Source organism: Murinocardiopsis flavida, assembly GCF_003014485.1.
GTDB classification, from domain to species: domain Bacteria; phylum Actinomycetota; class Actinomycetes; order Streptosporangiales; family Streptosporangiaceae; genus Murinocardiopsis; species Murinocardiopsis flavida.
On sequence record NZ_PYGA01000033.1, the window covers coordinates 1 to 12360 of the forward strand.

The following is a 12360-nucleotide window of genomic DNA, read 5'->3' on the forward strand; positions in this document are numbered from 1 at the left end:
GTGAGAAGGGCGTCCAGGTTCTTGTTCACACCTCGATCATGGGCGCCCTTCGCCGTGTCTAGACCGGGCTCCGCAATAACCCATCAACGATCTAGGGCGTGTTCCGCGGACCATTCCGGGCTCGCGGCCACGCCCCTACTGTGCGGCGCTCCGCAAGCTCCGCAAGCTCCGCAAGCTCCGCAAGCTCCGCAAGCTCCGCAGCATCGCACAGCGGGGGCCCGGACGATGCGTAGCAAGCGCCGATCGGCTCGAACAGCCAACCAGGCGGGCCCCCGCTGCGCGACCATCGCGAAGCGGCGCAGTAGGGGCGACGGCCGCTCGCTGATCCGAAAGCAACCACGGAACACGCCCTAGTCGGCCGCACGTACCGCGACCTTGGGTCGGCAGAGTTGTCCCCTGACGGAACCCCCGCGCACCAGGAGAGCAGGAGGGCGGCGCGGGTCAGCGTGGAACCGGCATGCCCCAGGCCGCGGCGCGCGACCGGCTGCGGGGCGCGCTCGCTGCGGCCGAGACTGCGCGGGACCGCCCCGAGGAGGATCGGACGGCGGGGCGGCCCCGCGCCGGGCGCCCTGGCGCCGGGCTGACGGACCTGCTCAGCGCACGGACGTAGGGCGCTCGGTGTCCGAGCCGGTCTCGGGCGTGTTGATGCGCCGCACGGTGTCGCGCATGTGGGAGTCGATCAGGCGCATCAGCAGTTCCTCGTCGCCGTCGGTGATGGCGTCGAGGAGCTTCTGGTGTTCGTCGACCAGTTCGGCCGGCTCCGGGTAGGCGTCCTGCATGACGGTGAGGCACATGCGGGTCTCGACCAGCAGGGTCTGGGTCATGCGCTCCAGGCGGGAGTTGCCGGAGCAGCTCACCAGGGCCTGGTGGAACGCCTGGTCGGCGTCGCTCATGGCCACCCGGTCGGCGGTCGCGGCGGCTTCCACCAGGTGGTTCAGCGCCACGGTGAGCCGGGCGACGGCCTCGCCCCGGTTGCCGGTCATGATCTGCTCGCAGGCGGCCCGCTCGATGGCGAGCCGCGCGAGGTAGACGTCCTCCACATCGGCGGCCGTCAGCTCGGTGACGAAGAGGCCGCGGTGGCGCTCGCTGCGCAGCAGGCCCTCCTGGACCAGGCGCTGCATGGCCTCGCGCAGCGGGCCGCGGCTCACGCCGAGCCGGCCGGCGAGGTCGGTCTCGCCGAGCTGGGCGCCGGGCGCCAGCGACCCGTACATGATCGCCGACCGCAGCTGGTCGGCGATGAGGGCGGCGGTGGACCGCCGGGGCACGGGTTCGAGCTCGCCGGGGACGGTCATGTCAATATTCGCCTCTCTTGAATCGGACCCCGCGGCGGCGGCCGCGGGGCCGCGGCCGGGCCGGTCGGGCCCGGCCGCGTTCGGGCGGTAGCGGTCACCCCTGTCCGGCGGGTGCGGACGCGAGGTCGGCCCCGGCCCGGAACAGCGATCCCAGGCCGGTGCGCGGTGCGACGGCCCCCGCGAGGCGGAGGCCCTCCCACACGCTCACCTGGTTGGCGGTGAGCACGGGCTTGCCGAGCCGGTCCTCCAGGGCGTCGAGCACAGCGGCGCTGTGCAGGGCGGTGTCGGGGACCAGGACGGCCTCGGCGTCGGGGTGGTCGTTCGCCGCGACGAAGTCGAGGACGTCGGCGGCCGGCAGGGTGCCGACCTCGGCCGCCGTCACGATCCCGCGGCTGGCGACCGAGACCACCTCGGAGCCGCCGTCGCCAAGGAACTCCACGAAGCGCCCCGCGACGTCCTCGGGGTAGGTCGCGGCCAGCGCCACCCGGGTCAGCCCCAGGTGCCGGATCGCGTTGACGAAGGCGAACGACGTGCTGGACGCAGGGACGCCCGCGACCTCGGCGACCCCTTCGACCTGCTGCTTCGCGCCTTCCCAACCGAAGACGAAGCTGCCGCTCGTGCAGGCCCACACAATGGCGTCGATGCCCTGGGCGCGCAGCTCGCGCGCGCCGTCGCCGAGGACGTCGGGCCCGCCGACGTCGAGCAGCGCGTCGACCCGGTGCGCGTCCTCGCGCATCAGGGTGTGCACCAGGCGCAGCGTGACGTCGTCGCCGAGCAGGCGCTGGAACAGCGGGTAGTCGTCCTCGGCGCTGTACCCGGGGTACAGGAATCCGGCGGTGGTCACGTGGTTCACGACTCCTCTCGGAGCGGGGTCGGGCGGATATCGCGGGCGGGTGTCAGGCGAGCGTGGAGCGCCGGGTCGCCTCGATGAGGCGCTGGCCGTGCGCAACCGGGTCGCGGCCGATGGCGTTGAGCGCGCCCCACATGCCCACCTGGTTCGCGGTGATGACCGGCTTGCCGAGCATGCGCTCCAGGGGCGCGATGATGTCGTAGGTCAGGACGTTGGTGCAGCTGATGTAGACGGCTTCGGCATCGGGGTGGTCGACCTCGCGGACCGCCTGCACCACCTCCGGGTAGCTGACCTTCCAGATGTGGTTGAGCAGGCCCAGGCCGACACTGGAGACGGTCTCGGTGCCGTGCTCGCCGAGGAACGACAGCAGCCGCTCGGTCACGCTGTCGACGTAGGGGGTGACCACGGCGATCCGGTTTGCGTCGAGCGCCGCCAGCGCGTGGATGAGCGCGCCGGAGGTGGTGACCGCGGCGGGGGCGCCGGCGTCGATGATGGTCTGGTGCAGGCGCCGTTCGCCGTCGGCGCCGTGCACGAAGCTCGCCGACGCGCAGGCGTACTGCACGACGAGCGGCTCGGGCGCGAGGAGGTCGCGGGTCGCGTTCCGGACGCTCGCGCCGTCGCACAGCTCCTCGGCCATGTCGACGGTCATGGGAACGGGCACGAACGGCAGCCGTGTGACGTACAGCGAGATGTCGTCGGGCGCCCATCGCCAGAGTTCGCGGTCGAGCGCGAAATCGAACGGTGCGACCACGCCCACCCCCGACTGGCCGGGCGGCGCCGTGAGAGCGGATATCTCCACCACGTTGTCGAGGGTGTCGGACTGCGCGCTCGGATCGGTGCCGTTGTCGACCGCTCCGACCGGCGTGAGCCTGCCGTCGCCGGGGGAGGGGCCGGAAACCCCGTGATCGGTCCGCATTGGTCACTCACCTCCTTCTCTTCTCCATCGGGACGGCGGCCCGCCGTACGGCCGCCGTCGCGGGTGTGCGGTGGGGGCCCGCTACTCTTCGAGCCGCCGGTAGACGAGCCGCTCGCCGACGCCGCCGGACCGCCAGACGTCGTTGCACGCCTCGGCCATGGGCGCGAGGCCGTCGACGATGGTGGCGTAGACGTTGCCGGGGACCCAGCCCACGTCGCCGTTGAGGAGGAGGTTGTTGCGGCCGTAGAAGATCGCGAGGTCGATGACCCCGGGGAGGGCGTCGATGCCCTTCTCCTCCTTGAACCGGCGGTCGAGCATCCCGCCGTCGAAGGAGAAGTACACGACGTCGCCGGGGATGGGTGTGACCGTGGGGTTCTCCTGGCCGGGCTCCTCTTCGGCGAACCGGGGGACCATGGCGTACACCTCGTTGCGGGCGTACTTGGCGTGGTAGATGTCGCCGGCCTGCGGGAGCGCGTTCCACACCACGTCGCAGGTGCGCGGGGCGTCCTTGTCAAGGAGTTCGGCGACGCAGCTCACGCCGCGCTTCTCCAAGCTGATGGTCATGTACCTGGGCATCGTCGAGTAGGGCCCTTTCCTGTGGCGGGGCGTGCGGGGGCCGCGGACGGCCGTGCCTGCTGGGGTGCCGGGCGGGCGGGCCGCCGGGTCGGCGCGATCGGGGTACCCGCCCGGGTCGCCCGGGCGGGGCGGACGGATCGCCGTGCGCACTGTCGAGTGTGACCCCTGCGGAGGCGATCCGCGGATTGTTGACAATCATACGATTGGGGGAGGCGGCTGTTCAATGGTCGTGAACGCCCGGAGTGTTACGTCCGGGTGTCCCGCTCCCTCAGGGGACCGTACCCCCGCGGGGCGGGTGGCCGGGCCCGCGGGCCGGGCCGAAGCTGATTGTTGACAATCCTACGGGTGCTGCCTAGCGTTTCACTGACTTCGGGGTGCCGGGCCGCCGTACTCGTCCGCGGCGCCGGGAACGACCGCGGGTCAGGCCGTCCGGACGTCCACGCCCTGAATCGGGAGCCGCACCCGTGCCCTCAGCAGAACCCATCCAGCTCGTCGTCCTGCACGGCGCCGACCTGCCGCCCGGCAGCGAGCGCATCGACGCCGACCCCCGCCTGGCCGGCGTCCGCTACACGACGGCCGAACACCTCGGCGACGCCCTGCCCGGCGCGCACGCGCTGCTCGTGTGGGACCTCTTCTCCGAGGCGCTGGCGGCGGCCTGGCCCAAGGCCGACTCCCTGCGCTGGGTGCACGCGGCCACCGCGGGCGTCGACAACCTCATGTTCCCCGGCCTGGTCGGCAGCGACGTCCTGGTCACCAACTCGCGCGGGGTGTTCGACCAGCCCATCGCCGAGTACGTCCTCGGCCTGGTGCTGAGCTTCGCCAAGGACCTGCCGCGCAGCCACGACCTCCAGCGCGCCCGCGAATGGCGGCACCGCGAGACCGAGCGCATCGGGGGCCGCCGCGCCCTGGTCGTCGGCACCGGCCCCATCGGCCGCGCCATCGCACGCCAGTTGCGCGCCGCCGGGCTCGTCGTCGAGGGCGGCGGGCGCACCGACCGCGCGGGCGACCCCGACTTCGGCACCGTCACCGCGACCGACCGCCTCGGCGAGGCCCTGCCGCGCGCCGACTACGTGGTGCTCGCCGCCCCGTTGACCGACGCCACCCGGGGCCTCATCGACGCCGCGGCCCTCGCGCGGATGAAGCCCACCGCGCGCCTGATCAACGTCGGGCGCGGCCCCACCGTCGTCACCGCCGACCTCACCGACGCGCTGCGCGACGGCGTCATCGCGGGCGCGGCGCTCGACGTCCTGGAGACCGAACCGCTGCCGGCCGAGTCGCCCCTGTGGGAGCTGCCCGGCGCCATCATCTCCCCGCACATGTCCGGCGACGTCGTGGGCTGGCGCGACGAACTGGTCGAGCTCTTCCTCGCGAACCTCGACGCGTTCCTGTCCGGCCGGACCCCCGCGAACGTCGTCGACAAGGAACGCGGCTACGTCAGCGGCTCATGAGCCGCCGCGTGCCCCGGCTCCGCAGTACCGATCAGCCCGCGCCGCACGAGTAACGAGAAGGTCGCCCGTTGAGTACTGAGGCACAGCAGCCCGTGTCCGCCGACCGCACCGACCCCCTTGCCGAGGACTCCCCTGCCGCGTTGTCGGCCGTCGAGCTCCTCGCGGCCTACGCCGCCGGCGAGCTGTCACCGGTCGACGCCACCACGGCGGTCCTCGACCGCATCGAGCGCGAGAATCCGGCGCTGAACGCGTTCTGCCAGGTCGACCCGGACGAAGCCATCGCGTCCGCGCGCGGCTCGGCCGAGCGCTGGGCGCGCGGCGAACCGCGTGGCCTGCTCGACGGCGTGCCCACGTCGATCAAGGACATCATGTACACCCGGGGGCGCCCCACTCTCAAGGGGTCGCGCACGACAGCCACCGACCAGGCGTGGGACGAGGACTCCCCGGTCGTCGCGCGGCTGCGCGAGAACGGCGCGGTGTTCGTCGGCAAGACCACCACCCCCGAACTCGCCTGGAAGGGCGTCACCGACAGCCCGCTCACCGGCATCACCCGCAACCCGTGGGACCTCGCCAAGACCCCGGGCGGGTCGAGCGGGGGCGCCTCGGCGGCGGTCGCCGCCGGCCTCGCACCGCTGGCGACCGGCACCGACGGCGGCGGGAGCGTGCGCATCCCGGCGAGCTTCACCGGCATCTTCGCGCTCAAGCCCACCTGGGGGCTGGTCCCGCACTGGCCGGCCAGCGCCTTCGGCAGCCTCGCCCACTCCGGGCCGATGACCCGCACGGTCGCCGACGCCGCGCTGATGATGGACGTCATCAGCGGGGCCGACCCCCGCGACTGGATGGCGCTCGCGCCCCCGGCGCCGCACGGCTTCACCCGCGCACTGGGCGACGGCGTGGCCGGCCTGCGCATCGCCTACAGCGCCACACTCGGCCACGTTGCGGTCGACCCGGAGGTCGCCGCGGTCGTCGCCGAGGCGGTGCGCGCCTTCTCGGAGCTCGGCGCGCACGTCGAGGAGGTCGACCCCCCGTTCGACGACCCGGTGGCCGACTTCCACGTGCTCTGGTACTCGGGCGCGGCGAAGGCCACCGACGCGCTGACAACGGAGCAGCGCGAACTCCTCGACCCCGGGCTGCGCACCATCATCGAGGAGGGCCTCGGCTACTCGGCGCAGGACTACCTCCGGGCCATGGCCACCCGCATGGCCATGGGCGAGGCCATGGGTCGGTTCCACCAGGACTACGACCTGCTGATCACCCCGACCATGCCCATCGCGGCGTTCGACGCCGGGCTGGAGGTGCCGCCCGGCTCGGCCGACGAGCGCTGGACCGGCTGGGCGGGGTTCAGCTACCCGTTCAACATGACGCAGCAGCCCGCCGCTAGCGTGCCCTGCGGGTTCACCGAAGCGGGGCTGCCCGTGGGGCTCCAGGTGGTGGGCCCGCGCCACGCCGACCAGCGGGTTCTCGCCGCCTGCCGCGCCTTCGAGCAGGCGCGGCCCTGGGCGCACATCTGGCCGTAGGCGGGCACGCAGCAAGGCACGGAAAAGCGAACGGCTCCGCCGGGATCGAAATCCCGGCGGAGCCGTTCGCATGGGCCGGCACGGCGGTCGCCTCACGGCGTGGCGCACAACGCGGCTCCGAGACCGCCGGATCGGCCACCGAGGTGGCCGTACCGGCGCGGTATTCCGCGAAGGCTTTGAATGGAGCCCGGGGGACACTTGCTACCGCGCCGACCCACAACCCTCCCAACGGGAGGACTGCCAACGATATTCCCACAGATCGCTCGGATTCTCACCGGTCCCGGCGATCCGATCCGCCGCGGGCGGCGCGCCGGGCCGGGCGCGGCCCCGCACGCGGCGACGTGCCCCGATGCGCCCCGGCGCGGTCCTGTGCGCGCGCACGCGGCGAGCGGTCCGGGCGGCGGGCGGGACCTTGGTCCCGCGGAGGGGGGACCTTCGGCGCGGTTGCACCCTCGCGGCGGGGTTACCGTCGAGCCAGCGGGCCGCCCGCGGACCTTCCCCCTCCGGTCCGCGGGACCCGGCGGGGTGCGGGAGGAGGACGGCCATGGCGACCGGCAACGGCGGCGGGCGCACGATCGCGGTGTTCCTCGTCGACGACCACGAGGTCGTGCGGCGAGGCGTCGCGGCCATGCTCGAAAGCGAGGCCGACATGCGGGTCGTCGGCGAGGCCGGAACCGCGGAGCAGGCCATCGCCCGCATCCCCGCGGTACGGCCGGACGTCGCCGTCCTCGACGTCCGGCTACCCGACGGGACCGGCGTCGAGGTGTGCCTCGAGGTCCGGTCCGCCGCCCCCGGTGTCGCGTGCCTGATGCTGACGTCGTTCGCCGACGACGAGGCGCTGTTCGACGCCGTCCTCGCCGGGGCGGCCGGGTACGTGCTCAAGCAGATCCACGGCGCCGACCTCGTCGGCGCGGTCCGCACCGTCGCCTCGGGCGGATCGCTGCTGGACGCGCGCAGCACCGAGCGGATGATGGAGCGGCTCCGCGGCGGCGACGCGGCCCCCGACCCGCTGTCCGCCCTCACCGCCCAGGAACGCCAGATCCTCGACCTGATCGGGGAGGGCATGACCAACAGGCAGATCGGCGATCGCCTCTACCTCGCCGAGAAGACCGTGAAGAACTACGTGTCGAGCCTCCTCGCCAAACTCGACCTCAAGCGCCGCACGCAGGCCGCCGTCCTCGTCGCCCAACTGCGCGGCAGAAGGCGCTGAGGTGCCCTGCTCGGCCTACGCTGGTCCTCATGGCATGGGGAGCAGTGGAGCAGATCGTCGTCGACGCCGCCGATCCGGCCGCCTTGGCGCGATTCTGGGCGGTGCTGCTCGGCGGTGAACCCGTCGACCGGGACGACGGCTGGTCCGTCATCGGCGGCGGCCCCGGACGCCCGCGCGTGTCCTTCCAACCGGTCCCCGAGCCGAAGGCGCGCAAGAACCGGCTGCACCTCGACATCGCCGCGGCCGACATCCCCGCCGCGACCGCGGCACTGGTGACAGCGGGCGCGATCGCGGTCGGCGCGCAGGTCACCGACGAGCAGGGCACGTTCCAGGTGCTGCGCGACCCTGAGGGAAACGAGTTCTGCCTCGCCTGGCCGCCCAAGCCCTGAGGCGGTCCCGCGGGACCGGTCGACGTGGGCGTGGGGTGCTTCAGGCCGGTGCGCGATGGGTGGGCAGGGGGACGCTCCAGTGGAGTTCTGTGCCGTGGTCGGGGCGGCGGCCGATGCGGAAACCGCCGCCGAGCGCCGCCGCGCGCTCCGCCATGTTGCGCAGCCCGCTGCTGCGGCCGCCGTCGGCGATCCCGACGCCGTTGTCGGTGACCTCCAGGGTGAGGCGGGCGTCGGCCTGGACGGACACGTGGACCTCGTCGGCTTCGGCGTGCCGGGCGACGTTCGACAGCGCCTCGTGCAGCACCGCCAGCAGCTGCTCGCCCTGCTCCTCGGGGACGTCGCTGTCGAGGGGGCCGTCGAGGCGCACACCGGGGCGCCGTTGCAGCGTGCGCGTCGTCGCCTCGATCGACGCCAGGATGCGCGACCGCAGGGACGGCGCGTGGGCGTTCGGCGGGTGCTGGAGCGCGAAGACGGTGGAGCGGATCTCCCTGATGGTGACGTCGAGGTCGTCGATGGTCCGCTGGATGCGCTCGCCCGCCTCCGGGTCGGCGACCATCCGGCGGGCGCTCATCAGCGTCATCGCCGACGCGAACAGCCGCTGGATGACGATGTCGTGCAGGTCCTTCGCGATGCGGTCGCGGTCCTCCAGCACCACCAGCCGCTCGGCGTCGCTGCGCGCCTCCGCGAGTTCCAGCGCGACGGCGGCCTGCCCGGCGAACGCGTCGAGCATCCGCTTGGTGACGTCGGTGAAAGGGGCCGCGGCGCCGATCTTGCCGAGGACGAGTACGCCGCGGCTCTGGTTGGGCGTGCCCAGCAGGACGAGCAGGCCGGGCCGGAACTCGTGGCCGGTCAGCATCGGGCAGTCCGCGTGGCGCAGGTCGGGCACGATGCCGCCCTTCCCCAGGCGGTACACCTGGCCGCACGGGGAGTCGGCCATGCGCATGCAGGCGCCGACGAAGACCTGGGCGCCCTCGCCGTCGGCGATCTCGGCGGTGAGTTCGCTGTCGGCCGCGTCGGGGAGCAGCAGCACGGCGAGGTCGGCGCCCGCCATCTGGCGGGCCTGCTGGACGAGGTAGCCGAGGACGTCCTCGGCGGCCTCGCCCGACAGCAGCCGGGTGCTGATCTCTGTTGAGCTGGTGAGGTAGCGCTCACGCTGCCGGGAGTCCTCGTACATCCTGGCGTTCTCGATCGCGACGCCGGCGGCGGTGGCGAGCGCGGTGACGACGGCCTCGTCGTCGGCGTCGAACTCCCCGCCGCCGTTCTTGTCGGCGAGGTACAGGTTGCCGAACACCTCGTCACGCACCTGGATGGGCACGCCGAGGAAGCTGGTCATGGCCGGGTGGCCCGGGGGGAAGCCGCTGAAGTCGGCATGCCGGCGCATGTCGCCGATGCGCAGCGGGCGGCGCTCCCGCGTGGGGTAGCCGAGCACGCCCTCGCCGTGCGGGAACCGGGGGATCCGCAGCGCCTCGCCCGCGGGCACGCCCACGGGGATGAACTCGGTGAACGTGCCACTGCCGTCGACGACGCCGAGCCCCGCGTATTCGGCGTCGACGAGGTGCGCCGCCGCCTCGGTGATGCGGCGCAGCACGGTTCCGAGCTCCAGGTCGCTGCCGATGGAGAGGACGGCCTCCAGCAGGGAGTGGACCCGGTCGCGGGTCGAGAGCGCGTCCTCCAGCCGGCTGCGCAGCTCGTCCAGCCGCACCTGCGGCACCGTCGGGGGGTCGAGTGGTTCCACTGGCCTGTGCATGGACGCCACCTCCGATGTCAACCGTAGTGCGCGCGCGGCGGAAATGCGGGCGAAACGGAGGTTCTCGTGCGGTGCGGCGCCCGGATCGGTCCGGGGGCGGCCGCGGGCGCCGTCGGGGTCGGCGGCGCCCGCGGCCGGGCGGCGGGTGCCGCGCCTCAGCCGTCCGGCGCGGTCCAGGTCTCCAGCGACCACGCCATCTGCCAGAACCGGATCTCGTGGTGGCAGCTGTCCTCGAACGCCCGCGCCATGCGCGCCCGCTCCCCGGCCCCGGCGTCCTCGGCGAGGGAGTCGAGGAGGCCGCGGAGCTTGTGGGTGACGCCCTGGGTGTCGCGGGTGGCGTAGAACTCCCACCAGCCGAGCAGGGGGTGGTCGGCGGGCGGCCGCTCCTCGGTCACGAAGCGGTCGGCCGCCCAGGTGTAGGTCCACGGGCAGGGGAGCAGGGCGGCGAGCAGCACGCCGAGGCTGTCGCGCCCGGCCGCCATCATGTGGTCGATGTACGCCTGGGCGGTCGGCGCGAGCCGGTCGACCTGGGCGTCCTCGTAGGAGGTGCCGGCGTAGTCGCACAGCACGTGGTGCGGGTGGGTCTCGTCGTCCAGGATGAACGCCGCGCTGTCGTGGAAGTGCCGCATCCACCGCCGGTCGGGCGACATCGCCATGCCCAGGCCGTAGCAGCGGATGTAGGCGCTCAGGTACTGGTGGTCCTGGCCGACGTAGTGCAGCACCTTCTCCTTCGCGAGGGTGCCGTCGCGCATCCCCGCGAGGAAGGGGTGCTCGTAGAAGGCGTCGAACAGGCCGGCGTTGGCCCGCCCCAGCTCGGCCGTGAATCCGGTGTCCGTGGTGGCGGCAGCAGTCATCTCCACCGTTCCTCCGCTCGTGCAAACGAGATCAGGTTCGACGGGTCCGGGCGGTTCCGGCTCGGCATCCGGGCCGCGTCGAGGACGCTGCCGGATGCGGGCCTCCCCCGCTCATCTCAGTCCCGGGCCGGACTCGGGCCGGTGTGGGACACCCCGCGTGGTTACGGGCGCCACTGTACAGAGCGGTCCTCCGGGCGGGAACGGCCAGGGTGCCCCGTTCCGGCGACCCGCGCCGGGGCCGCCGCGGCGCCTCAGTCGTCGCCGGTGCCCTCGCCGAGGCCGTTGACGCAGGCGTCGGAGGTGGCGTCGCGGCCCTCGATCTCGTCGGGGTCGGCCTGGCCGCGCTTGCCGCCGGTCTCGCGCTCCGGCGGCTCGGCCGGATACGACGGCGTCGCCGAGGGCCCGCCCTTGCCCGAGGGGGACGCCGACGGCTCGGGGCGGCCCGTCTGGAGCTGCGCGTCGTCCAGCGGCCGGTCGTTGTTGATGGCGTGGAAGAGCCGGTCGGCCTTTTCCTCGTTCCACACGACCCGGTTGGGGTCGAACGGGGCCTGCTCCCAGGGGACGGTGTAGAAGGTGATGTCCTTGACGTCGGTGTCGCCGAGTGTGCTGCCGAGCGACAGCATGGTGTCGAGTGTCAGGTCGTCGTCGGTGGACGTGTGCTTGGAGACGGCTTCGAGCAGGCCGGTCAGCTTCGCGGGGTCGGTGAGGACGTCGCTGCTGGTCGCCTTGGTCGCGAGTTCGGACAGGAAGATCTGCTGGCGGTCGATGCGCCCGATGTCGCCGCCGTCGCCGATCTCGTAGCGGGCGCGGACGAACGCCAGCGACTCCCTGCCGTCGAGGGTCTGCCGGCCGGCGTCGAGGTCGAGGTGCGAGCGCTCGTCCTTCATGGGTTCGGGGATGCACATGCGTACGCCGCCGACGGCGTCGACCATGTCGCGGAAGCCCACGAAGCTGAGGTGGACGAAGTGGTCGACGCGGATGTCGGTGAGCGACTCCACGGCCTTGACCGCGCACGGCGGGCCGCCGTGGAACAGGGCGGCGTTGATCATCCCGTAGTAGCCGGGGGTGCCCTCGGTCTTGCCGTAGGGCGTGCATTCGGGCAGCTCGACCACTGAGTCGCGCGGGAAGTTCACCATGGTCACCCCCTTGTCGGGGGAGATGTGCGCGAGCATCAGCGAGTCGGAGCGCTCGCCGACGAAGTCCTTGCCGCCGTACTCGGCGTTGTCGCCGGTGCGGACGTCGGAGCCGATGAAGAGGATGTTGAGGTCGTCGCCGATCTTGGGCGGCCGCTCCATCTCGGGCAGTGCCGAGCCGAGGTCGTGCTGCACCATGTCGCCGCGCAACGAGCGGTAGTACCCGTAGGCCGTGCCCGCCGCGGCGATCAGCGCGACGGCGACGACGGCCGCGGTCCAGGCGAGCGGGCGGCGCCAGCGGCCGCGCCGGGCGGGGGGAGGGGACGCCGGGGCGCCCTCGTCCGGCGCGGCCTCGTGCGGCTCGTTCTCGTTCGGTGCGGCGGCATCGGACATGAGGGGACGCCTCTTCTCGACGGGTGCCAGGGTCG

Annotated in this window: 11 protein-coding genes; 4 read left to right on the forward strand and 7 right to left on the reverse strand. The window is 73.1% G+C overall.

All coding sequences use genetic code 11. The features are described from left to right. Window positions 1–593: 593 nt before the first annotated feature. The 4 genes from CLV63_RS30030 to CLV63_RS30045 all read right to left on the reverse strand — a co-directional run bounded on the left by CLV63_RS30030 (window position 594) and on the right by CLV63_RS30045 (window position 3622). Window positions 594–1292 (reverse strand): GntR family transcriptional regulator, encoded by a 699-nt coding sequence (locus tag CLV63_RS30030; RefSeq protein ID WP_106586622.1) that lies wholly within the window; start codon window positions 1290–1292, stop codon window positions 594–596. 94 nt (window positions 1293–1386) lie between these two features. Then, on the reverse strand, window positions 1387–2136 hold the full coding sequence (locus tag CLV63_RS30035; RefSeq protein WP_106586666.1) for a maleate cis-trans isomerase family protein: 750 nt from the start codon (window positions 2134–2136) through the stop codon (window positions 1387–1389). A gap of 52 nt (window positions 2137–2188) precedes the next feature. Next, window positions 2189–3058: a maleate cis-trans isomerase family protein gene (locus CLV63_RS30040; protein WP_170134380.1), complete on the reverse strand. Its 870-nt coding sequence runs from the start codon at window positions 3056–3058 to the stop codon at window positions 2189–2191. Window positions 3059–3139: 81 nt separating this feature from the next. Then, window positions 3140–3622, reverse strand: coding sequence for a DUF3830 family protein (locus tag CLV63_RS30045; RefSeq protein WP_211301552.1), 483 nt, complete (start codon window positions 3620–3622; stop codon window positions 3140–3142). A gap of 476 nt (window positions 3623–4098) precedes the next feature. Between CLV63_RS30045 and CLV63_RS30050 the strand changes: the two genes are divergently transcribed. The 4 genes from CLV63_RS30050 to CLV63_RS30065 all read left to right on the forward strand — a co-directional run bounded on the left by CLV63_RS30050 (window position 4099) and on the right by CLV63_RS30065 (window position 8198). After that, a complete protein-coding gene (locus CLV63_RS30050; RefSeq protein WP_106586624.1) occupies window positions 4099–5082 on the forward strand; it encodes a D-2-hydroxyacid dehydrogenase in 984 nt (327 codons plus the stop codon). Window positions 5083–5150: 68 nt separating this feature from the next. Next, entirely contained in the window at window positions 5151–6599 is a 1449-nt protein-coding gene (locus CLV63_RS30055; RefSeq protein ID WP_106586625.1) for an amidase, read from the forward strand. Window positions 6600–7143: 544 nt separating this feature from the next. Then, complete coding sequence (locus tag CLV63_RS30060) at window positions 7144–7809, forward strand: response regulator (RefSeq protein WP_106586626.1); 666 nt, start codon at window positions 7144–7146, stop codon at window positions 7807–7809. Window positions 7810–7838: 29 nt separating this feature from the next. Beyond that, window positions 7839–8198 carry a VOC family protein gene (locus CLV63_RS30065; RefSeq protein WP_106586627.1) on the forward strand — a complete coding sequence of 120 codons (360 nt, stop codon included), beginning with the start codon at window positions 7839–7841 and terminating at the stop codon, window positions 8196–8198. A gap of 40 nt (window positions 8199–8238) precedes the next feature. On the opposite strand, the gene CLV63_RS30070 is transcribed toward CLV63_RS30065, so the two are convergent. The 3 genes from CLV63_RS30070 to CLV63_RS30080 all read right to left on the reverse strand — a co-directional run bounded on the left by CLV63_RS30070 (window position 8239) and on the right by CLV63_RS30080 (window position 12325). Continuing rightward, on the reverse strand, window positions 8239–9945 hold the full coding sequence (locus tag CLV63_RS30070) for a sensor histidine kinase (RefSeq protein ID WP_106586668.1): 1707 nt from the start codon (window positions 9943–9945) through the stop codon (window positions 8239–8241). Window positions 9946–10100: 155 nt separating this feature from the next. Continuing rightward, window positions 10101–10799: a thiaminase II gene (gene tenA, locus CLV63_RS30075; protein WP_106586628.1), complete on the reverse strand. Its 699-nt coding sequence runs from the start codon at window positions 10797–10799 to the stop codon at window positions 10101–10103. Window positions 10800–11050: 251 nt separating this feature from the next. Next, window positions 11051–12325 (reverse strand): LCP family protein, encoded by a 1275-nt coding sequence (locus CLV63_RS30080; RefSeq protein ID WP_106586629.1) that lies wholly within the window; start codon window positions 12323–12325, stop codon window positions 11051–11053. Window positions 12326–12360: the final 35 nt, after the last annotated feature.

Coding starts and splice junctions, on each gene's coding strand:
- CLV63_RS30070 (WP_106586668.1), bottom strand. CDS start 9,945: ATGCACAGGCCAGTGGAACCACTCGACCCCCCGACGGTGCCGCAGGTG.
- CLV63_RS30045 (WP_211301552.1), bottom strand. CDS start 3,622: ATGACCATCAGCTTGGAGAAGCGCGGCGTGAGCTGCGTCGCCGAACTC.
- CLV63_RS30080 (WP_106586629.1), bottom strand. CDS start 12,325: ATGTCCGATGCCGCCGCACCGAACGAGAACGAGCCGCACGAGGCCGCG.
- CLV63_RS30060 (WP_106586626.1), top strand. CDS start 7,144: ATGGCGACCGGCAACGGCGGCGGGCGCACGATCGCGGTGTTCCTCGTC.
- CLV63_RS30065 (WP_106586627.1), top strand. CDS start 7,839: ATGGCATGGGGAGCAGTGGAGCAGATCGTCGTCGACGCCGCCGATCCG.
- CLV63_RS30030 (WP_106586622.1), bottom strand. CDS start 1,292: ATGACCGTCCCCGGCGAGCTCGAACCCGTGCCCCGGCGGTCCACCGCC.
- tenA (WP_106586628.1), bottom strand. CDS start 10,799: ATGACTGCTGCCGCCACCACGGACACCGGATTCACGGCCGAGCTGGGG.
- CLV63_RS30040 (WP_170134380.1), bottom strand. CDS start 3,058: ATGCGGACCGATCACGGGGTTTCCGGCCCCTCCCCCGGCGACGGCAGG.